Here is a 20,538-nt window from a genome sequence, read left to right on the forward strand (position 1 = left end):
AGAGGTTGGTAAGGGATGCAAGTAGCGTTGGACGATTACGTCTGGGCGGCGGGCATCGCTACCGACCTGGTCAACACCGCCCCTGAGGTCTGGCACGGCGAAGAGCACCTGCCCGACCTGGCGTCTCCCGCCACCTTCGCCAAGCTTCACTCACTCGCCGAGCCCACCCAAGCCACCGACCTCCGGGCTGTCCACCGACTGCGCACCACTGTGCGTGACCTGATCGATCACCCGGACCGGGAGCACCTCATCACCGGCGCTTCCGCCCTCACGTCACCCGCCGCTCACGTCACCCTGCTGGCCGACAGCTCACGATGGGCGGTTTCACTTCGATCAGGCGCGACAGTCACCGACGCGCTCTCCCTGATCTGTGGCGTCGGGATACTCGGCGTCGTCCAGGCTCTCGGCGCGGAACGGTTCCGCGCGTGCGGGGCGCCCACTTGCCGTGGCGCCTTCATCGACACGACAAGACCCGGGCGGCGTCGCTATTGCATGCCGGGACTGTGCGGGAACCGCGTCAACGTCGCCAACCACCGTGCACGCCTCAAGCGTCGCGACCTTTGAAGCCGATCACTGGGAATCATCGTGAGTACGCGCCTGAGGCGACGCGTACTCACGCAAATGATCCAGCGACTACGGACCGCCACCATGGCCACATCGCCGCGAGCCTTGCGGCAAAGATGAGCGATCCGAACGGCTGTGACAGCCTCGATTACAGCTCAGCCGTTCGGGCTCAGTCCCAGATCAGCCAGCAGTTCGGTGAGGTCAGCTGCTGTGAGGTCGTCCAGTTGGTCGCCGGGTGACCGAAGGCCCGCGTGCGCGATGAAGCCACGACGGCGCAGCAACTCCTTGCGGATCGCAAGCCCGACGCCGACTTGGCCTTCGAAAACCAGGAGCCGCAGGTACTTGGCATAGGTCGATTTCGCAACATCGACGTTTCCGTCTCGCCATGCCCCGTAAATGTCTCGAAGTGCCTCCGAATAGGAGAACCCGGTCATGGTGCCAGCGGCACCATGACGCAACTCATCGAGTAAGTACATCCCGCCCATCCCACCGACGATCGCGGTTCCCTGCGGGACCAGTCCGAGTGTCTTCGCAATGCGCACTGGGGTGGGGAGACTCTCCAACTTGATCGTCGTGATCTGGGGAACGGCAGCTAACAGATCGGCCATTTCCTCGGGTGTCAACGAGACACCTGTCGCCGCCGGATAGTCCTGCAGCACGATCGGGAGACCACCGTCGTCGGCGATCCGACGGTAATACTCGGTCAACTCCGACCCTGCCGTTGACCCCTTCGGCGGAGCGACCATCACCCCGGCGGCGCCGCCGTTCGCGGCGTCCCGTATCGCGGTAACGGCCACCGAGAGATCGTTGTAGCTTGCACCAACGATCACTGGCACCCGGCCGTTCGTTACCTTGATAACCTCCTCGGCAACGAGCGACCTCTCCTCGACGGTCAGTTTGTGCGCTTCGCCAGCAACGCCCAGAACGGTCAGGCCGTCCACGCCGCTCGCCAACACACCTTCGACAAGACTTCTGATGCTGGCCACATCTACGTCACCAATTTCCGTGAACGGTGTCGCGAGAATATTGTAGACACCCCTCACGTCCAGCTGCGCTACCGTATCTGCCACAGTTTACACCCGCTTCCTGCCTATTTGAGATCACTGAAACTATCGAAGTCGACGAGCAGCATGTCTCGTAGTCCGCCGGAGCCTATTGCGCGGATAGGCGTAACCTCATGCTCAACACGCCGGTCGTCCACGATCAGGGTATCCAATTCCGCCATAAGCTTTTCTCGCAAGAAAGGACTGTCAGCCCCAGGGAGGTATATGAGGGATTCTCCGCCCGAGCATTGTCGTCGCGCAACGAGGTGCATCGCGACGTAGTGATGCCCGTCGCAGTGCCGACCTTCCGGAACAGGCGGTCGCGCTTCACCGCGCGGAGCAGCGATTCGCACCATGTGCAGCCCGACGTAGAACGTGCGCGTGCCGCTTTCCACCGCGGCGATGACCCCGAGATCAGCTCGGACCAGCGCAAGCAACGGCTCGGAGAGCAGAATACTGGCAGCTATCGGTGCGAAGGTCCGCGTACGTCCCCCGTACAAGGGAACAACCTCGGCCGACTGTTGGAACTCGTTGTGCGGCAGCGCTTCGAAGGAATATGTGCGGTCAGCCTTGTAGCGCGCGAGAAGCCGACCGTATCGCCTCGTGCGATACGTTGCCTGTTGCGGAAGATAGACATCCATGACCAGGTCGTCCCAATGCGCCATGAGTCGCTCGATGGAGTGAACTGGAAGCGTCGAGCGCATGAGGTGACCTGGAATATAGGCGGCGCCAACCCTCGTCAGCGTGTCGGCAACGGAGAGCAGCCCGTCCCATGTCCTGGACAACCGATCCTCCTGATCGTGACCTGTCGTTACCCTTTCGGAGTTGCGAAATCAGCTTCATTCGCCAACTTGACACCCTTGTAGAAGTCAAAGGAATCTGAGTACTTAAGTTGTTCCTTTTGTATGTCCAGGAAGTCTCGAAGTCTCTCGGAAGGATACCGATAAATGACCTGCACTCCTGTCGTGTCCACTGCCTCACTGCCGTCAAAGATCGTAAGGTCTCGAACAAGCTTGCGATGCGGAGGCAAATTGTCGAGCTCTAAGTCTTCCACCCACACGATACGGACCTCTATTCCTGCATCGGCCTGCGCGGACAGGATGCGGTAGCACCGCTCGTCCCAGTGGCCGTCCGAGGTGAGGAACTCTTGACGTGACAGAAAGAAGGTGCGGGTAAGTTCCACACCTTCTTTTGAGCGCCGTGCGCTGACTTCCACAATGCGCCGGAATCTGGCCAGCTGGTCCCATCGGTACAGCCTCGCCCTCGTCAGGCCGACATTCGAAGCATAAATCGACCTCTTGGCACGCTCGTACAGCACCGGTGTCCTGATTGCCGCGATATGCGAGGGGACCTCCCCCGCGCTCAGACGTCTGGCCAGCGTGAGTATCTCGGAGCGCAGGTCCTCGTCATCGATGCTGTCGAGCATTCGGAACAGCGCGAGCTTCTCACCCATCTCCGACGTGATGGCTGTTCTCAACGCTCGTTGATCACTCTTGAGTCGGTGCTCGATGAGCCCCAGCGCTACCGACACCACAGTGCCCGTCGCCAGCACCAGGAAGGTGTTGGCGGAATCAAGCTTGAGGACTTGGTCTCCGATGATCCCCAGCACGGCAGTGACCAGGGCGCTGATCAGCGCCATCGTGTAGTTCTTGGACATCGACACTCTCGGTTCGTCGCCTTCCTCGGTCGTTACGGACGGAACCCGATCGCACGACGGTGCCACAGATCGACGGCACTTCGCACGACAGCTGCCCGGCGTTCCTCGTCCTCGACCTGACATGCCTTGAGCAGTTCGCCGAGTGTGGCGGTACCGTCTGCCTTGAGCAACACCGCATGCAGGTCCTGGGAGATGTCCAAACGCTTGGCGACGAAATGCCGGCTGGCAGTGGAGTCCACCGCGAACCGTTGGCGGCCATCCTCGCCACCGCCGACGACGAGCTTTCTACTGGCCGGGACGTACATGCGGAGGACAGCCAGCAGATCCTCGAGGTCGAGACCACTGTGTTTTCGAACGAGGAAATCGCCGACGATCACGGCGTCGATGCCAGTCGTCAGGTAGCAAGCCATCACGTCTGCGATCGAGTCGACTATCGGCTCGGCGTTGCTGTTGAAGGACGTGTTGAGCACCGCCGGCACGCCTGTCAGTCGCTCGAACTCGGCGACCAGCTGCCAGTAGCGAGGGTCGACGTCCCGAGAAACCGTCTGAATACGGGCGGAAGCGTCCACGTGCGTGACAGCGCCCAACTCTTCTCGCGCGCTGTCGCACACACGTAACGCGAACGTCATGAAGGAGAAGTCGGCTCGCGTCGGCGGTACCTCGACCACATCAGCGAGACGTTCCGCCAAGATCGACGGCGCGAACGGTCGGTACGACTCGCGCATCTTCACCATCTCGTTGATGCGAGTCCTATTCCCGACCGGCCGCGGATCGGCCAGAATGCTGCGGTGCCCCAGCGCCCTCGGGCCGAATTCAGCCCGCCCCTGGACCCAGCCGATGACCTCGCCATCAGCAAGGAGCTCCGCCGCCTTGGCCGGCGCATCATCCAGCCGCTCCACGCTCACCCCTCTACCCCAGGATTCCAGCTCTGTCTTTATCGTCGCCGGTTCCGGGAGGTCGCCACCGAGGAAGAGGTCCGACATCCGCACCTTGCGCGCGACGCCATCGCGCCGCGCCGCACACAGCGCCGCCCCGAGTGCACCGCCGGCGTCATGTGCAGCAGGCTGAATCAGCACGTCGTCAAAGATCCCCTCGTAGAGGAGCCGACCGTTCAGCGCGCAGTTGTGCGCCACGCCTCCGGCGTAGCACAGAGCACGAAGGCCGGTCGCCTCGGCGAAGTACCGGAGAACATGGAGAACGATCGACTCGAGGGACCACTGCAGCGCCGCCGCGAAGTCGCGATGAATCTGTTCGAACGGCTGTGCCGCGCGCCTGGCCCCGGCGAGCAGGCCCGCGTCGTGTATCAGCCCCCATCGTTCCCTGCGGTCGGTGAGGTGATAGCCCCCGTTCGGCAGCAACCGAAAGAAGTTGCTGAACAGGGGCCTGAAGCGGTCGATGTCCCCGTAGGGAGCCAGCCCCATCGCTTTGTACTCATCGAAGCGCCGATAGCCAAGAAATCGAATACTGTCGGAGTACATGTTCCCTAGCGATTGGGCTACTGGAAGCTCACGAAGTACCGTCACACTCTCGCCGCAGCCGTGGCCGATCATGCCCGAGAGGGCATCGCCTGCTCCATCGAACGACACCAGAAGGCTTTCAGGGAAATCCGACACACCCCAAGCGCTCCACAAGTGGGCGACATGGTGGTTACAAAAGAACGAGCGATCCGATATCGTCGTTTCGAATTCCCGCGTGAACAGAATATCAAGATATTTGCGAACGCTCATTCCACGCAATGACGGATCATCGAGGAACAGGTTAACAGACGGCAGGCCCGCGTCCGCAGGAAATATGTCACGCGTCCTCTCGGAGAAGTTCATGGCGACCATATCGACTTCGCATATGTCGACCTGGCCCAGTTCAAGGCAGCGACGGATCGCCAAGGCGGGAAAGAAGTTCGAATGCTTGACTCGATTGAGTCGCTCTTCTTCCACCGCTGCGACAATATTGTCATCCCTGAGCAGAACCGCCGCACCATCGTGGGTTGACCACCCAGGCCTCATGTCCTGCCATTCGCGACTTATTCCGCCGTGCCAGCCCAAGATAAGCATGTGCCCCTCCGTCCTCCGGAGCATCATGATGGCAGATATGACGACTCGTGGCAGCAATCACCAAATGATGCAGACTGAGCGGACCAACGCGCCACTACTCTCAGTCACAGCGAGCCCCTCTCGGGGGACTTGCGGAGACGGAAGGCAGTAACACTTCGAGCCCGCGGAGCCGAGTTAGATCGACACCGATACGAAATAGCCGAAAAACGCTCACCGCGCCGCCGATTACCTGGGGAATACTATCTGCAGGCGGCAGATTTCGTCATCAATGATGATCGCCCCTTATCGAGGTCGCCTGCGATACCATCGAGACCGAGATGACGTTAGGACTGTTCGCCCGCGGCAGTCGGATAGACGAAAGCGACTTACAAAACACGCCAAGTTTCGGACCGCAAATGGCCGACTGCCATTACACCATGAACCAAACACAGCACGGTGCCCTCCCCGGCAAGCGCCGAGGAGGGCACCGCTACGAACAAGCGATCAGACGCCGGCCACCTGCTGGATCCAGGGCCGGTACCGCGTGATGTTCGTGTACGCCGTGGTCGTCTGCCGGTCACTCGTCGACGCGACGCCGACCTGCTTGCCAGAAGCGAACATCGGGCCACCCGAGTCCCCACCGGCGGTGATGCCGTCGCCGCGGCTCGCGCACACCGCGACACCACCGTTGTAGTCACGGCAGGACACCGACGTGACCCGGACGTTCGCGACCTTCAGGTACCGCGACTGGCAGTTGATCTCCGAGCCGCACTGGCTGGTGGCGCCCCAGCCGTAGACCTGCACGGTCTGCCCGTTCGAGACGCTGGCGGTGGTGCCCAGCGGCGAGTAGGTGGCGTTGACCGAGGTGGTCAGCTTCACGATCGCGAGGTCCGCGCTCGCGTGGCGGGTCACGGTCGAGCCGGTGGCCATGGTGCCGCCGGTCTGCTGGTCGAGGCTGCCGATCCGGAAGGTGAACGTGCCACCGCCGGCGACACAGTGCTTCGCGGTCAGGATGTACTGCGGCGCGATGATCGTCGAGGTACACGTTTGCCGGCCGTTGGCGAAGAGTCTGGCGGCCCACGGGCCACTCGACGCGTTCTGGCCGCCGATGATCATCGGCTGGACATCGGAGGACGGTTCCGTGGCCGACGCCACGGGGGCGGTCACGCCGAGCAGCGCCGCGAAGGCGGTGCCGGCGATCAGAGCGAAGGAGCGCAGTCGCATGGTTCCGACTCATTTCTGCGGCGAGGGACACGGCCGCGTACCGAGGGCAGGATGGCCTGATTCTGTGACGCGGCAAGCGAAATCGGACACCGACGAAAGTCGTGCAGAAGGTACCTATCTTTCCGTTTCGGCCACCGTCAGGTGTTTGCTCCAGGTATCCGGACCATGCCGTCGATGTCGGCTCAAGCCGAATGGCCCGATCGGCGTCCGTCCATTTGAGACGAATGGTGGCATAACGCCAAGGACATATTGAGGGGTGAGGTGGCGGGTCGGTGCGGGTGGTCGTGAGTGGCAAGTGTCGTTCTAACGCGACTTACCACTCACGACCACCCGCACCGGCCCTCGATAACCTGAACTCGCCTGCGCCTGAGGGGTTTCGAACCAGGCCAGGGTCACCCCAGAATGACCATCATGACCACAGCACAGTGGACCCCGACCTACGGCGACCCCTTCGAGCCGGTGCCCTACCGCCCGGCCCGCATGTCCGAGGATGAATCGCTGGCCACCGCCGCCGATCTGCGCAGCCGCATGGACACCCGCCGCACGGTGCGGATGTTCTCGACCGACCAGGTACCCGAGCAGGTGCTCGTCGACGCCATCGCGGTGGCCTCCACCGCGCCCAGCGGCGCGCATCAGCAGCCGTGGACCTTCGTGCTCATCAAGGACGACGCGACCAAACAGCGGATCCGCGAGGCCGCCGAAGAAGAGGAACGCGTTTCCTACGAGGGCAGGCTCGGCGAGGAATGGTTGTCCGCCTTGCGCCCGCTGGGCACCGACGCCGTCAAGACCCACCTCACCGACGCTCCCTACCTCATCGTCGTCTTCCAGCAGCGCTACTTCCTCGACGAGGACGGCACCAAGCACAAGCACTACTACGTCGACGAGTCGGTGGGCATCGCGGTCGGGATGCTGATCACGGCGTTGCATCTGTCCGGACTGGCCGCGTTGACGCATACGCCGTCGCCGATGCGGTTCCTCGGCGAACTGCTCGAGCGGCCCCAGAACGAGAAGGCGTTCGCCGTCATCCCGGTCGGCTATCCGGCGGACGACTGTGTGGTGCCGAACCTGGTGCGCAAGTCGATCGACCAGGTGCTGATCCGCCGCTGATGCCGAGCGCGACCCGGGTGTGTACGCGCACCCGGGTTGCGCGAAGCGCCTGCATACAAGCAGTCAAACTGCGCATAAGTGCAGTTTAGTGCTCACTTTGACGCATCTCTTGACATATCCGGCGGAGATTGGACACAGTCGGGCAACCGAAGGCGACACGAAGGAGTGTTCTTCATGGCCGACCTGCCCTCTGTCTCCCGGCGGACCCTGTTCGGTGGCGCGCTCGCCGCCGGGGCGCTCGCCGCGATCCCGACGAGCGCCACCGCCGCGGAAGAGGCCACCGGAGCGGAAAGCGCGCCCCGCCGTCCTGGTCAGCGCAGCATGATCGGGGTGCCGTTCGAGCGGCACCAGACCGTCCGCGTCGCGATGATCGGCCTCGGCAACCGCGGTATGTCCATGATCGGCGGGTGGAGCGCCGTGCCGGGCTCCGTGGTCACCGCGGTCTGCGACATCCGCGCCGAGCGCGCGAAGGCCGCCGCGGACAAGCTCGCCGCCGACGGGCGTCCGCGTCCGGCAGAGTACGGCGGATCCGCCGACGCCTACAAGAAGATGCTGTCCCGAGACGACATCGACCTCGTCTACATCGCCACCCCGTGGGAGTTCCACTACCCGCAGGGCAAGGCCGCGCTGCTGTCCGGCAAGCACGTCGGCATCGAACTGCCCATCGCCACCGAGCTCGACCAGCTGTGGGACCTCGTCAACGCCAGCGAGCAGACCCGCAAGCACCTGTTCCTCGCCGAGAACTGCAGCTACGGCCGCAACGAACTCGCGATCCTCAAGATGGCGCACGAAGGCGTCTTCGGCGAGGTCACCAACGGGCACGGTGGCTACCTGCACGACCTGCGCGAACTACTGTTCTCCGACACGTACTACACCGACGCGTGGCGCCGCAAGTGGCACACCCGCAGCACCGCGAGTTTCTACCCGATGCACGGTCTCGCCCCGATCGCGGCCTGCATGGACGTCAACCGCGGCGACCGGTTCGCCACGCTGCGCGCCACGGCGACCGAGCCGAAGGGGCTCGCCGACTACCGGAAGCGGCACATGGCGCCGGGTCACCCGTCGTGGAAAGAGACCTACATCAACGGCGACCTGGTCAGCTGCCTGATCGAGACCGAGCAGGGCCGGGTCATCCGCGCGGAGCACGACGTCAGCTCGCCGCGCCCGTACAGCCGCATCAACAGCCTCGCGGGCAGCCGCGGCATCGTGGAGGACTACCCCGAGCGGATCTACGTCGAGCCGGATCACACCGGCCACGCGTGGAAGGACTTCAAGCCGTACCGCGAGCGCCACGACCACTGGCTGTGGAAGAAGCTCAAGGACGACCCGAACCTCGGCGGTCACGGCGGCATGGACTACGTGCTGCAGTGGCGGATCGTGCAGCAGATGCGCGCCGGGCTGGTCCCGGACATCGACGTCTACGACTCCGCGGCCTGGTGTTCCCCTGTGCCGTTGAGCGTGGTCTCGCTGGCGCGCGGCGGGAAACCGGTCGCGATGCCGGACTTCACGCGCGGCGGCTGGTCGAAGCCCCGGGCGGGCCTCGACTCGCAGCCTTCGGAGATGCCCGGCGCCTGACCCGCGGGGGATGTGACGGCGGCGGCTGACCAGCCCGAGGAGGACAGTCAGCCGTCGGCCGTGTAGCGGGGAACGACCTGGAACACCCGGAGATCCTTCGGCGTGCCCTTGGCCCGGAAGCTCCGGCGCGGCCGCACGGTGAAGGCGTCCTGGTCGAGTTCTTCGACGACGCTGGCGCTGGCCAGCACCTCGTCACCGTCCGCGGCGGCCATGATCCTGGCCGCGATGTTCACGTCGACGCCGAGATAGTCGTTGCCGACCCGCTGCGGGTTCCCTCGATGAAGCCCCGCGCGCAGATGCGGGAGGTAGCCCTCGGCCTTGATCACGCTCACCGCGGAACAGGTCTCGTAAGCGGCGTTCACCGCCTCGTCCGGATCGGCGAACACGGCCATCACGCCGTCGCCGAGTCCCTTGACGACGCTGCCGCGATGCCCGGTGACGATCGACTCGGTCACCTCGGAGACCGAGCGCAGCAACTCCAGCACGCGGTCGTCACCGGCCTCCAGCGCCCAGGTCGAGAAGCCGACGAGGTCGGTGAAGAGCACCGTGATGCCGTTCGCGGCCGACGGCTGTTTGCCGTTCCGGCGGACGGCCTGCCAGGCCTGGACCGCGGCCAGTCCCAGCTCACGGCTGGCGCTGGGCCTGTCGGCGCCGGCCGCGGTGAGCAGCCGGGCGAGCCTGTCGGACGAACGGCCCGTCGACGGCGCGAGCGGATCTCCGGGCACCCCCTCCCCCGGGACGAGCCTGCGGAGGAACCGCGCGCCGCGCACCAGTTCGCCACGCTGGTCCGTCGCGCGCAGGAACCTGCGGGTCCGGAGGTGCCACGGCTCGGGTCGTTCGGTCACGATCAAGACCCTAGCCGGTCACCCCGCGCCCGAAGCACCTGTCACCGGTGTGACAAGAAAGCGGACCGCGTTTCCCCTTTCCGCCTTCCCATGACAATTGACGAAGAAGCAATTCCGCATACGGATGACAAGATCAACGCGTAAAGAAAACGCGAGAACTCTTTCCCTTTCCTCGTTGGTGACTTTCCACCTAGATTCGGCATCGAGCCCATTCAACGACGAAAGGACCTGACATGACGGAAACCCTGGTGCGAAAGGGTGTTCGCCGGTTCTGCGCCGCCGGGATCGCGGCCGCGGTCGCCGGAACCGTGATGCTCACCGCGGCGGGAACCGCGGCCGCCGTCGAAAAGAATCTCACGTACAAGGGCGGCTTCCCCATCATCGGCGACCAGCAGGTGGCGGTGGTCGTGAAGGCGGAAATCCCGGCGACCGCACAGGCAGGCACGCCGATTTCGGTGCCGTTCACCCTCGACGTCGATTCCGGCCAGGCCGCCGGCGACGGACTCCGGCTGGTCGGCGCCAAGAAGCTCTCCGGCACGATCAGCTCGAAGGTGAACGTCGCCCTCGGCGAGCAGAAGGTGGCGATCCCCATCGAGCTGCCGATCCCGGACACCGAGGTGCCCGCCGAAGGGTCGCTGAAGTTCACCGCTTCGGGGAAGGTCGACTTCACCATCCCTGCCGGGACCCCCGCCGGCGAGGCGACCAGCAGCGTGGACGCCGCGGCGACCTCACACATCATCACCGACAGCTCGCTCGGCGAGTTCGACGTGCAGCTCACGCTCGACCCGCCCGACCAGGACGCCGTTCTCGGCAAGACGACCGTCAGCTGACCATCCGTCTTCCCCCGGCTCGCCCGAGCCGGGGGAAGACGCGTCTTGACCTCCAGCGTGGTGGAGGTTGCAGGCTGCCGATCATGTGGATCTGCGACAGATGCGGTATCGAACACCCGGCAAGCCCGGAGTCACCCCGCTGCGTTCTCGACCGCGGCGAAGTCGGCATCGAGGAAGCCGGAGACCTCGGCGCGCACACCGGGCACTGGTGGACACACGAGGAACTGATCGCCGCGCCGCACAAGACCTTGCACCGTGAGCACGGACGCGGCCTGCACAGCATCAAACGGGAGCCGCATTTCGCGATCGGGCACTGGTCGTTCCTCGCGGTGACGCCCGCCGGCACCCTGCTGTGGGACCCGCCGTCCTGGTTGGACGCCGAAGTGCTCGACGTCGTGCGCGGTCTCGGCGACGTCGTCGCGATCGCCACCAGTCATCCGCACATGTTCGGCGCCCAGCTCAGCTGGAGCCGTGCGCTGGGCGGGATCCCGGTGCTGGTCAACGAGCGCAACCGCGAGTGGCTTCCCGCGCCCGATCCGGCGTTCGAGTTCTGGGACGAGCACGCCGAACCCTTGCCGGGCCTCGACCTCGTCCGGCTCGGCGGGCATATGCGCGGCAGCGCCGTGGCGAGGACGCCGGACGGCAGCGTCCTCGCGGGCGACACGATCACCGGCGGGCTCGCGCCGGACTGGGTGTCGTTCCAGCGCAGCTTCCCCAAGCACATCCCGATGTCCGCGGCCGTGGTCCGTCGCATCGTCGACCGGCTCGACGACTTCACCTACGACCGGCTCTACACCCTCGGCGGCGACACCATCGACCAGGACGCACGCGCGGTGGTACGCCGAAGCGCCGAGACCCACATCCGGTGGGTCAGCGGCGACTTCGACCACCTCACTTGACGGCGTTCTTCTCCTTGCGGCGGAAGAACAACGCGATGACCCCCGCCATCGCCATGAAGAACGCCACGGACCACATCCCGGGGCGGAAGCTGCCGGTCAGCCCCTGCAGCCAGCCGACGAGATAGGGGCCCACGAAACCCGACAGGTTGCCGAACGAGTTGATCAGGCCGATCCCGGCGGCGGCGCCGACCCCGGTGAGGAACGCGTTCGGCAGCTGCCAGAACACCGGGACCGCGGTGAATACGCCGACAGCGCAAAGGGTCACCGCGGCCATCACCAGGAACGGCGAGCCCAGGTACAACGCGGCCGCGATCGAGACCGCGCCGACGAACGCGGCGATGGCGACATGCCCGGCTCGTTCGCCGGTGCGGTCCGAATGCCGGGCCCACAGCACCATGGCGACGGCGGCGATCGCGTAGGGAACCGCCGTGATGAGCCCGATCTCGACGATGCTGTAGGTGGTCTGGAACTGCTGCTGGAAGCCCTTGATCACCTGCGGGAGGAAGAACGCCAGGACGTAGAGGCCGAAGATGATTCCGAAGTAGACGGCGCTCAGCGCGAGCACGCGCGGATCGGTCAGCGCCGATCGGGTGCTCACCTCTTGGCCGACCTCGCGGGTGTCCTCCGTGTCGAGCGTCGACTGCAACGCCGTGCTCTGTTCCGGTGTCAGCCACTTCGCGTCCTTCGGGCGGTTCGGCAGCAGGAAGAGCACCACCACGCCGAGCAGGATCGAAGGCAGGCCTTCGGCGAAGAACATGAAGCGCCAGCCCGAATCGAAGCCGAGGACCCCGCCCCCGTTTTGGATGAGCAGGGCGGAGATCGGACTGCCGAGCACTGACGACAGCGGCACCGCGAGGAAGAACAGCGCGACGATCTTGGCCCGCACCTTCCTCGGGAACCAGTAGGTCAGGTACAGGATGATGCCGGGGAAGAACCCGGCCTCGGCGATACCGAGCAGCACCCGGACGATGTAGAAGCTGACCTCGCCCTGGATGAACGCGGTGGCCGAGGCGACGATGCCCCAGGTGACCATGATCCGCGCGATCCAGATCCGGGCGCCGACCTTGTGCAGGATGACGTTGCTGGGCACCTCGAAGAAGAAGTACCCGACGAAAAACAGGCCGGCGCCGAGGCCGTAGGCGGCCGAGCTGATGCCGAGATCGGCGTTCATGGTGAGCGCGGCGAACCCGACGTTGACCCGGTCGAGATAGTTGAGCAGATAGAGCAGCCCGAGGAACGGGACCAGCCGGATCATCGCTTTACGGACCGCTTGCGCGGTGGACACCTCTGCCGTCTGTTCGTCCATCCGCGGGAGTGTAGAGGGGGTCAGAACAGCGGTGGCAGGAAGGCACCGAGGTTCCCGCCCGCGGCCCGATCTGCCGGATCGGGATCCACCTGGACCGAGTCGGGGTTGTGCGGGTCGTAGGTGACCTTCACCGTCGAACCGCGGGCCGGCGCCTGCAACGGCGAGGTGATCATAGTCGCGATGACCGTCCGCTCCCCCGTTTCCGTGGCGAACCGGACCTGCACGGTGAACCGCGGATTCCCCATCACCCAGACGTTCGTGAACTCGACACCGATCACGTGGCCGACCACCTGGCGGCCGGTCTGGGCCAGCGCCTGCGCGCGGTCGTCCTTCTCCGCCCTGGTGACGAACGCCCGCCCCAGCACCATGATCATGACCAGCGCCGTCACCCCGGCCACCGCCGGCACGAGATACGGTTCGTAGTAGACGATCCAGTCGACGTCGGTCCACGGTTCGGCCGCGCCGCCGGCGAACGGCAGCCGCTGCCCCACCGACTCGGGCGGCGTCCAAGACGGGATCGCGGCGCCACTGCCCAGCGCGATGCCGAGGGACGCGGCCAGGCTGCTCGCCCGGAAGCCGACGCCCATCCCGCTCAGCGACATCCCGCCGCCCCAGAGCATCGCGAACCCGAGCGACGAAGCGACCGTGATCGAGATGCTGAAGAACAGGACGAGGGAAACCGCCGGGCCCGCGTCGGCCCCCCACGCGCCGACGCGGTTCAGCGACATCAGCCGGAAGCCGTCCAGCAGCCCGAGGGTGCCCGACCAGCCCGCGACCGCCCAGGCGAGCGTCGTGGGCACGCCGAGCAACCACAGGCGCAGGCCGGGACGGCGGGCCTGCCGGGGGTCGCCCGGCAGGCCGAACTCGAAGGATCCGAACATCGCCGCCGCCTACGCGATCGGGCCGAACACGGCGACCTTCGCCGGGTCGGCGGGGTCGACGCGGGCCTCGTGCCGGGTGCCGGGCGCGTACTGCTGGATCGTCGCCAGCGGCGTGATCAGCGGGGTCACCGTCCGGTAGGTGGTGCCGTCGGCGCGGGTGACCTCGAGCGTCGCGGTGTACTGCGCCTGCCCGGCGATCTTCCGGCCGGTCGGCTCCAGCGCGCGGATCACCAGGGTGGCGGGCTCGCAGGTGTCGTAGAGCCGCCGCAGTTCGGTGCCGTAGGCCTGCAGTTCCTGCTGCTGACGCAGCTGCTCGTCCATCGGCAGCGCCAGGAACGCCGCCATGTCCGGGTCGGCGTTGAGGTTCCGGAACGCCTGCGCGGCCAGCTGCGGGGTCGGCAGCTGCGGGGTGATGTCGTGCCCCTGCGCGGCGGCGGCCCGCCGGAACTGCTCGGCGTATTGCTGGAAGTCCTGCTGACCCCGGGCCATGCCCTGCTGCGTCGCGTCGTTGATCTTGTCGCGGATCTTCTTGAACATCGGGGTGCCGCCTTTCGCTGTGTCGTTCTCGATGGACACAGCTTCGGCGCCGCGGGCCGCTACCGAACCCAGGTTTTCCCGTCGTCCGTCGCGTCGAGGCAGGTCAGGGGCGCCCAGAAGACCGGTGAGGACGCCGGTTCGGGCTTCTCGCGCCAGCGCGCGAGCCGGGTCCGCTGCCACGCGCACAGCTCGCCGACCGGGTCTTCACCGGCGAGCGCGGTGTCGACGGCGATGACCAGTTCGGACATCGGGTCCGAACCGGGCACGGCGGCCGATGTCGGCAGCGCCCAGACCGTGGCGGCGACCAGGCCCGCCCCGGCCGCGACGGCGGCGAGCAGCACACCGAACGGTTCGGCCAGGCCGAAATCACCCGCGCTGGCGCAGCCGATCAGCGCCACCCGCGCGGGCAGGGTGTCCACTCCGGACAGTGCGAGGTCGGCGGCGGTGAACGGCCGGTGTGTCCCGATCGGTGCGGCCGTACCGGGGAGATCGGCCGAACAGGACAGGTGCAGCGCGGTCTGCGCGCCGTACTCGTCGCGCACGCGGCTGACGTGTCCCACGAACACCAGTCGCGAACAGGGCCGCGCCACGAGTTCGGTGAGCAGGCGGCGGTCGGTGTCGGTACGGCGGACCAGGTCGAGCCCGCGCGCGGCGGCGGGAAGGACCGGGCCGTCGGCGAGCCGCGCGTCCAGGTGACGGATCAGCGGTGACGTGGCCTCTTGTTTGCCCAGCACGGAACCCAGTTCGCCGAAAGCACTCTGCCCGGGGATACGCGGGTCGAGCAGGTACACCGGCGGGCCGTCGGCCGAGGACGGACGGCGCGGGATCGCGGCCGGGGCGAGCAGCGAGACGTCGGCGACGTCGAGGACACGCTCGTCGCTGTCGAAACAGGTGCCGATCTCGCCGATCTCGAGCACGTGATCGGCCCGCCTGTCGGGCAGCGCCAGCAGTCCCCAGGGGACACCGGCGAGGCTCGGGGACGGCTGGATCCGCAGGAGCGGGCGGTTTCCGTCGGCGGCGGCACGCCGGAGCCGCGCGACCAGGTCCGCGGGCAGAAGGTTGAGGGCGAGGACACGCGCCAGGCGTTGTTCACCGGCGAAGCTGCCGAAGGCGTCTTCGCCCAGCGAGCGCCGGACGGCGTCGGCCACGCTCTCGCCTTCGCGCGGTGTCGGGGAGGCGGCGTCAAGGCACTCGCGAGCCGTCCCGACCAGGGCGAAGTCGATCGGGTGGGTGTGGACGGTGTCGAGGTCCTCGATGGTCCGCCAGGTGAGGAACGTGTGCCCGGCGTCGGCGAAACGCAGGAGGAAGGTCTCACGTCCGGGCCGGGCGGCGGGCCAGGTCTCGACGGTTTCGGTGGCGAGCCACGGCAGGCGGTACCGCTCGGTGGCGAGGCTGTGCCACCGATCCAGCTCCATGGGCGAGGACGGCGACCAGCGCAGGGCGGGCGGCGGGGCCAGCCGGAGCGGAAGCGACGACGTGACCGAACCCAGTGCCGCCAAGGGAAGCCGATCATCCTCAGTGGACGGAAGCACTTCGAGGGTCGGCAGTGTTCCGGTCAGGTCGAGCGACGGCCCCTCGACTCCCGTGTACGCCCCGACCGCGCAGGTGCGCTCGATCAGTTCGGCCGCCAGCCTTGGCTCTTGCAGCTGGGCCAGCAACGCCAGCGCCAGCCCCAGCGTCGGGGCCGCGATGTCACGCGCCCAGGCCGTGCGTTCCTGTGGCGAGAGGAACTCGAACCGGTACTCCGCCGCCGCGAGCGTCAACGGGAGCAGCAGATCCAGCACCGCCCGCAGGTCTTCCCCACGGGCGAAGCCGATCGTGGCCGCCACGAAATCCGTGTGCAGGTGGTCCGACCAGTCCCCCGACGCCCGCGCCGATTCCCTGGCGCGAGTCGCGTGGTCCTCCGCCGTCGCCCAGTCGCCTTCCGCCGCGGCGCAGCGGGCCAATGCGGTGTCGACGACGCGCAGGCCCGGAACGTCACCGTTGGCCGTCCGGATCGTTTTCGCGTGCTCGAACTGGTCCCTGGCCTGCGCGACGTCACCCGTGTACAGCAGCAGCGTGCCCAGCGCGTGGCTCGCCTCCGCGACGTCGCCGGTCAGGCCCGCCGCCGCGAGTTCGTCGCGGGCGGCGACGATCTCGGCGACAGCGCCGGGGAAGTCACCCGCCAGGGCGCGGGCCTCCGCCAGCCCGATGCCGGTCTTCGCGGCCAGTGGGCCGCCCGCGTGCTGAGCGTTCAGCCTCAGCAGGTCGGCCCGCGCGTCGGCGTCCTCACCGCCCGCGTGGCGGATCCGGGCACGTTCGGCCCTGGCCATGGCCTGCTGCTGGAGGACCCGCTCGCGGACCTCGTCGATCCCGGCGAGGACGTCCAGAGCCGCCAGGATCTCCTCAAGCGCGACCCGTGCCCCTGCCAGATCTCCGGCGGCGATCTGCACCCGCACGTCGAGGATCCGCAGTTCCAGCTCGTCGGTACCGTGGACGTCGAGCAGCTCGGGCGGATACTGGTCCGGCCCCGCGTCCCTGCGGAACGCCGCCCGGCGACGCTGCCCGGCGATCAGCTCACGCGCCTTGGCGACGTCGCCTTCCTCCGTCGCCAAGGAGATCAGCACGCGATCGGCGACCTCCCGGGAGCCCTCGATCATCCGCGCCTCGGCGTACTGTCCGAAGTGGACGATGGCGGCGGTGCTCACCTTGAAGACCTGGAGTACGGCCTCGGCGCACTGTCTCGCGTTGCGCAGGTCGCCCGCGGAATAGCAGACCGTGGCCAGATCACTGACAGCGGCGAGGTCGAGATCGGTCCGGTCGAGCCGCTGCGCGATCTCCCGCATCCGGGCGTACTTGCGGTGCGCGCCGGCGACGTTCCGCACCGCGGCGAGCTGTTTGGCCTGGTCCTGGACCTTGGCGGCTTCGATGAGCAGTTTGCGGTACTTGCTCTCGGAGAGCGAGCACGCGGGCACCTCGCCATACGGAGCCGGATCGAGGTCGAAATGCCTTGCGACACAACGACAGTTGTAGCCGTGCGAGGTCGCGGCGCTCAGTTCGGGCGGGAGCGGGCGATCCGGCGAGTGCTGGGGTGGCGGCATGCCGACGAGCACGTCAGAACTCCTCGTCGTCGGAAGCGGCCGCCGCCCGCTCGGCGAGTGTCCTGGCTTCCGCCGGGCGTGCCCGGACGAGCGCGACCACTTCCGCCCGGTCCTCGGGAGTGGTCCCGGCGACGCCTTCGCCCACAACACCGACGACAAGCGCGATACGTCCATTGTGGACGCCCGCCGCGAGCCGGGTCGCGGCTTCGTCCAGGTCGGCGGTCCCGGTGAACCGTCCGGCGCCGAGCGCGAGCGGCACCTCCGCGAACGGCTCGCCGTCGTGGACCGCGACCGCGGTGATGGCCGCGTCGGCGAACGCGCCCGCGACCTCGACTTCGAGCCTGGTGACGGCGGCGGCCGTGACGATCCGCCAGGTCACCGTGTCTTCGGCGGCGTCCAGGACGCCCGGTGGCACCCGCGCCCAGTCGACGCTCGACCGCCCGTTCGCCAGTACGCCTTCGCTGGACACGGCGGGATCGGTGCCCGCGGCCAGCGCGTACGCGCGTTGACTCGGTGCCACGTTTTCCAGGCGCGCCGGCACTTCCGCCGCGGCTTCGGCGCGCACGACGTCGTCCTGGTCGTCGAACCAGGCCGCGAGACGAGCGCACAGTCCGCGTACTTCGTCGGCGACCGGCGGCGCGGCTGCCAGGAGAGCGTCGTCCGCGATCGCCGCGTCGAACAGCTCGGCCGGGGAGGCTTCGAAGCTGTCGAGGAGACCTTCTGCCAGCTCCTCCACGTCGGCCGTCGCGACCGCCGTTTCGAGGTCCAGCAATGCCGGATCGAGCGACGGCACCCCGAGCGACGGACTGGCAGGCCACCAGCGCCTCAGCCAAAGCAGCAAGGCGAGTCTGCCCAGTTCCGGCCGGGCGGGGACGTCTGCCTGCCCCTGACTCAGCGCGGCGAGGCTGGTTTCCGCGCCCACGAGCCGGGTCAGCCACGGTTCGGCGGCACCGGCGTCGCTGAGCTCGATCCGCATCGAGGTCGCCCGGCCGGCGAGCAGATCGGCGAGAGCGAACCGAACGAGACCGCCGTCGGCCGCGAGAACGGGGGTGTGCACCGGATGCGTCACGACACGGCCTCCAGATCCGGTAACCGGGCCACGAGCGCGCGGCGCACCTTCGTCCGCAGATCCAGCGAGGTCGAACGGACCACTCCGGTGACGAGGTCGCGGACGTCGGCGGCATCGGCGGGCGAGTCGCCGCGGACGTCGAAGCCGTGCAGGCGGACCCAGAGCCTGCTGAGGAACTGCTTGGCGAACTCGCGCAGATCGCGCAGGAGTTCGGCGTCGGGCCGCGGGGTGAGCGGAGTGGCCCCGGCCAGGGCGCGGCGGGCGTGCAGGACGTAGCCCTCCCGTGCGACCTGGGCGTTGAGCTGCCGCGCGAATTCGGGGACGCCCGCGGGCGCGGCGCCGTCGAGCGGTCGCAACGCGGGCGCGAGGACGACACCGAGCGCGAAACAGGCGGCCAGCGCGGGCACACCGAGCCCGAACCCGGCGGCGACACGCGCCAGTTCGTCGTCGACCAGGTCGGCGACGGGTGCCCGCTCGTCCGGGGGAACGCGGCGCAAGGTCGCGCGAACCCGCCGTTCGACGCTGCGTTCGAGGAGTTCGGCGCCGGTCTCGTCGCGCCGGTTCAACGGCGGGACGGCGGTGCGATCCCCGCGCTGCAGGCCGAGATCCGGTACGGGCAAGCCGGAAATCCCTTGTACGGCCTCACTCAAGGCGTGTGCCCCACCGGGCCGTCGCAGCGCGAGCCCGAGGGCGTGCCCGGTGGCCGAATCGGCGAGAGCACTCCAGGCCGCGTCGGAAAGACTCTCGACGAACGCCTGGAGCGCGGTGATGTCCTGCGGCACGACGGGTTCGGCCTGCCAGCGGCGATGCAGTTCCGCGGTCAACTCCGCCGACAGGCGAGGATCCGCGAGATACCCGGTGAGCTGATCGACGCCCGCCGGGCCGCCCTCACCGTGCAGGTCGCGCAACGCCGCCGCGGCCGTCACCGTCGCGTCCGGACCCGGCGTGCCGAAACCCGTCGCCAGCTCGTACGCGAGCGGGAAGCACACGTCCTGGACGTTGCCCGCCGTGATGCGCAAGGCGCGGCGCTGTCGTTTGAGGTGGATGAACCACGCGGCCGTCGCGCGCAGCCTGTCGGCGTCGGCCAGCAGCACTTCCGTCAGCTCCGCCGCCGCGACCGCGTCCAGCACGGGACGGCCGAGCCGAGGTCGTGCCGCCGTGCGGATCACCAGCGGGTCGATGATCTTCTTGATCGTCCGGGTCAGCGGTCCGCCGTCGGCCGACGAGAGGACCTCCACGCCGGGGACTTTCGCCCACGCCTGCGCGAGGACGGCCGAACGCAGCCGGAGCTCGCCCGATCCCGTCGTCACTCGTTCTCCCCTCGCGCTGATCAAGACTCTATCCGAGCCAGGCGGGTTTCCCTTCGATCGTGATGGCTCTGAGCACCTGACACCCCATCACCTCCGCGGCGCGGAGGATCACCGCACGCGCCTCGTCGTCGTCTTCCGGCGGGAACGCGACCCGGATCTGGTGTCCGTAGCAGTCCTCATAGGTCAGCAACCAATCTCGGTGTTGCTCGTAGGGCAGCTCGCCCGCGGAAAGCTTGACGTACACATGGGAGCTGTCGCGGTGAGGATCGAACCCCGGCTCCGGCGGCGGTGGACCGAACAACGGAACGTCGAGCCGTCCCTCGAAGTAGGCGAAGAGGAAGGCCACCGCGTCCAGGGCGTCGCTACCTGAACTGTCCCGAGGGTTCCAGACCACGGTCGTCCAGTCTTCGGGTTCGCCTTCGGTGAGCCAGTACAGCGCATCGCCGTTGCCGGTGCGAGCCCATTCCAGCAAGCCACCGGGCTCTGGCCACAGCGCGAAGGGCACCATTTCCGGCAAGTCGTCACGAACCACCCCTGCCAACCTGAGGAGATCGCGCGCGCTCACGACCAGTTCGTCGGGA

Annotated in this window: 18 protein-coding genes; 5 read left to right on the plus strand and 13 right to left on the minus strand. The window is 67.3% G+C overall.

All coding sequences use genetic code 11. The features are described from left to right. Positions 1-15 precede the first annotated feature (15 nt). On the plus strand, positions 16-564 hold the full coding sequence (locus ACFOSH_RS13720) for a CGNR zinc finger domain-containing protein (protein ID WP_378239216.1): 549 nt from the start codon (positions 16-18) through the stop codon (positions 562-564). 155 nt (positions 565-719) lie between these two features. On the opposite strand, the gene ACFOSH_RS13725 is transcribed toward ACFOSH_RS13720, so the two are convergent. From ACFOSH_RS13725 to ACFOSH_RS13745, 5 genes are all read right to left on the minus strand, one after another. Beyond that, the gene (locus ACFOSH_RS13725; protein WP_378239217.1) at positions 720-1,634 is read right to left on the minus strand and encodes a dihydrodipicolinate synthase family protein; all 915 of its coding nucleotides are present in this window, start codon (positions 1,632-1,634) and stop codon (positions 720-722) included. 20 nt (positions 1,635-1,654) lie between these two features. After that, a complete protein-coding gene (locus ACFOSH_RS13730; protein ID WP_378239218.1) occupies positions 1,655-2,392 on the minus strand; it encodes a 2OG-Fe dioxygenase family protein in 738 nt (245 codons plus the stop codon). Positions 2,393-2,418: 26 nt separating this feature from the next. Further along, positions 2,419-3,264, minus strand: a complete 846-nt coding sequence (locus tag ACFOSH_RS13735) for a hypothetical protein (protein WP_378239219.1) — start codon at positions 3,262-3,264, stop codon at positions 2,419-2,421. A gap of 32 nt (positions 3,265-3,296) precedes the next feature. Continuing rightward, positions 3,297-5,198 carry a carbamoyltransferase family protein gene (locus ACFOSH_RS13740; protein ID WP_378239220.1) on the minus strand — a complete coding sequence of 634 codons (1,902 nt, stop codon included), beginning with the start codon at positions 5,196-5,198 and terminating at the stop codon, positions 3,297-3,299. Between the two features lie 600 nt (positions 5,199-5,798). Next, the gene (locus ACFOSH_RS13745) at positions 5,799-6,518 is read right to left on the minus strand and encodes a S1 family peptidase (RefSeq protein WP_378239221.1); all 720 of its coding nucleotides are present in this window, start codon (positions 6,516-6,518) and stop codon (positions 5,799-5,801) included. Positions 6,519-6,929: 411 nt separating this feature from the next. Between ACFOSH_RS13745 and ACFOSH_RS13750 the strand changes: the two genes are divergently transcribed. Then, the gene (locus tag ACFOSH_RS13750) at positions 6,930-7,625 is read left to right on the plus strand and encodes a nitroreductase family protein (protein ID WP_378239222.1); all 696 of its coding nucleotides are present in this window, start codon (positions 6,930-6,932) and stop codon (positions 7,623-7,625) included. Positions 7,626-7,799: 174 nt separating this feature from the next. Further along, positions 7,800-9,200 carry a Gfo/Idh/MocA family protein gene (locus ACFOSH_RS13755; RefSeq protein WP_378239223.1) on the plus strand — a complete coding sequence of 467 codons (1,401 nt, stop codon included), beginning with the start codon at positions 7,800-7,802 and terminating at the stop codon, positions 9,198-9,200. Between the two features lie 47 nt (positions 9,201-9,247). Here ACFOSH_RS13755 and ACFOSH_RS13760 read toward each other — a convergent pair whose 3' ends face one another. Next, entirely contained in the window at positions 9,248-10,051 is an 804-nt protein-coding gene (locus tag ACFOSH_RS13760; protein ID WP_378239224.1) for an adenylate/guanylate cyclase domain-containing protein, read from the minus strand. Positions 10,052-10,278: 227 nt separating this feature from the next. Between ACFOSH_RS13760 and ACFOSH_RS13765 the strand changes: the two genes are divergently transcribed. Beyond that, positions 10,279-10,875, plus strand: coding sequence for a DUF6801 domain-containing protein (locus tag ACFOSH_RS13765; RefSeq protein WP_378239225.1), 597 nt, complete (start codon positions 10,279-10,281; stop codon positions 10,873-10,875). A gap of 83 nt (positions 10,876-10,958) precedes the next feature. Next, positions 10,959-11,774, plus strand: a complete 816-nt coding sequence (locus ACFOSH_RS13770) for a hydrolase (protein ID WP_378239226.1) — start codon at positions 10,959-10,961, stop codon at positions 11,772-11,774. Here the strand turns inward: ACFOSH_RS13770 and ACFOSH_RS13775 are convergent. The 7 genes from ACFOSH_RS13775 to ACFOSH_RS13805 are packed head-to-tail and all read right to left on the minus strand — an operon-like array spanning position 11,767 to position 20,489. Then, positions 11,767-13,080, minus strand: a complete 1,314-nt coding sequence (locus ACFOSH_RS13775) for an MFS transporter (RefSeq protein WP_378239227.1) — start codon at positions 13,078-13,080, stop codon at positions 11,767-11,769. The genes ACFOSH_RS13770 and ACFOSH_RS13775 overlap by 8 nt on opposite strands. 20 nt (positions 13,081-13,100) lie before the next feature. Then, entirely contained in the window at positions 13,101-13,961 is an 861-nt protein-coding gene (locus tag ACFOSH_RS13780; RefSeq protein WP_378239229.1) for a DUF3592 domain-containing protein, read from the minus strand. Between the two features lie 9 nt (positions 13,962-13,970). Continuing rightward, positions 13,971-14,498, minus strand: a complete 528-nt coding sequence (locus ACFOSH_RS13785; protein WP_378239230.1) for a hypothetical protein — start codon at positions 14,496-14,498, stop codon at positions 13,971-13,973. Between the two features lie 59 nt (positions 14,499-14,557). Beyond that, positions 14,558-17,590 carry a hypothetical protein gene (locus tag ACFOSH_RS13790; protein WP_378239232.1) on the minus strand — a complete coding sequence of 1,011 codons (3,033 nt, stop codon included), beginning with the start codon at positions 17,588-17,590 and terminating at the stop codon, positions 14,558-14,560. Between the two features lies 1 nt (position 17,591). After that, positions 17,592-18,647 (minus strand): hypothetical protein, encoded by a 1,056-nt coding sequence (locus ACFOSH_RS13795; RefSeq protein ID WP_378239233.1) that lies wholly within the window; start codon positions 18,645-18,647, stop codon positions 17,592-17,594. Then, entirely contained in the window at positions 18,644-19,957 is a 1,314-nt protein-coding gene (locus ACFOSH_RS13800; RefSeq protein ID WP_378239234.1) for a hypothetical protein, read from the minus strand. The genes ACFOSH_RS13795 and ACFOSH_RS13800 overlap by 4 nt, the downstream gene beginning before the upstream one ends. 28 nt (positions 19,958-19,985) lie before the next feature. Further along, positions 19,986-20,489 (minus strand): hypothetical protein, encoded by a 504-nt coding sequence (locus ACFOSH_RS13805; protein ID WP_378239235.1) that lies wholly within the window; start codon positions 20,487-20,489, stop codon positions 19,986-19,988. Positions 20,490-20,538 lie beyond the last annotated feature (49 nt).

Origin of the sequence: Amycolatopsis speibonae (genome assembly GCF_042647925.1) — a bacterium.
Taxonomy (GTDB): Bacteria; Actinomycetota; Actinomycetes; order Mycobacteriales; family Pseudonocardiaceae; genus Amycolatopsis; species Amycolatopsis speibonae.

Coding starts and splice junctions, on each gene's coding strand:
- ACFOSH_RS13765 (WP_378239225.1), top strand. CDS start 10,279: ATGACGGAAACCCTGGTGCGAAAGGGTGTTCGCCGGTTCTGCGCCGCC.
- ACFOSH_RS13770 (WP_378239226.1), top strand. CDS start 10,959: ATGTGGATCTGCGACAGATGCGGTATCGAACACCCGGCAAGCCCGGAG.
- ACFOSH_RS13775 (WP_378239227.1), bottom strand. CDS start 13,080: ATGGACGAACAGACGGCAGAGGTGTCCACCGCGCAAGCGGTCCGTAAA.
- ACFOSH_RS13780 (WP_378239229.1), bottom strand. CDS start 13,961: ATGTTCGGATCCTTCGAGTTCGGCCTGCCGGGCGACCCCCGGCAGGCC.
- ACFOSH_RS13755 (WP_378239223.1), top strand. CDS start 7,800: ATGGCCGACCTGCCCTCTGTCTCCCGGCGGACCCTGTTCGGTGGCGCG.
- ACFOSH_RS13785 (WP_378239230.1), bottom strand. CDS start 14,498: ATGTTCAAGAAGATCCGCGACAAGATCAACGACGCGACGCAGCAGGGC.
- ACFOSH_RS13720 (WP_378239216.1), top strand. CDS start 16: ATGCAAGTAGCGTTGGACGATTACGTCTGGGCGGCGGGCATCGCTACC.
- ACFOSH_RS13735 (WP_378239219.1), bottom strand. CDS start 3,264: ATGTCCAAGAACTACACGATGGCGCTGATCAGCGCCCTGGTCACTGCC.
- ACFOSH_RS13750 (WP_378239222.1), top strand. CDS start 6,930: ATGACCACAGCACAGTGGACCCCGACCTACGGCGACCCCTTCGAGCCG.
- ACFOSH_RS13745 (WP_378239221.1), bottom strand. CDS start 6,518: ATGCGACTGCGCTCCTTCGCTCTGATCGCCGGCACCGCCTTCGCGGCG.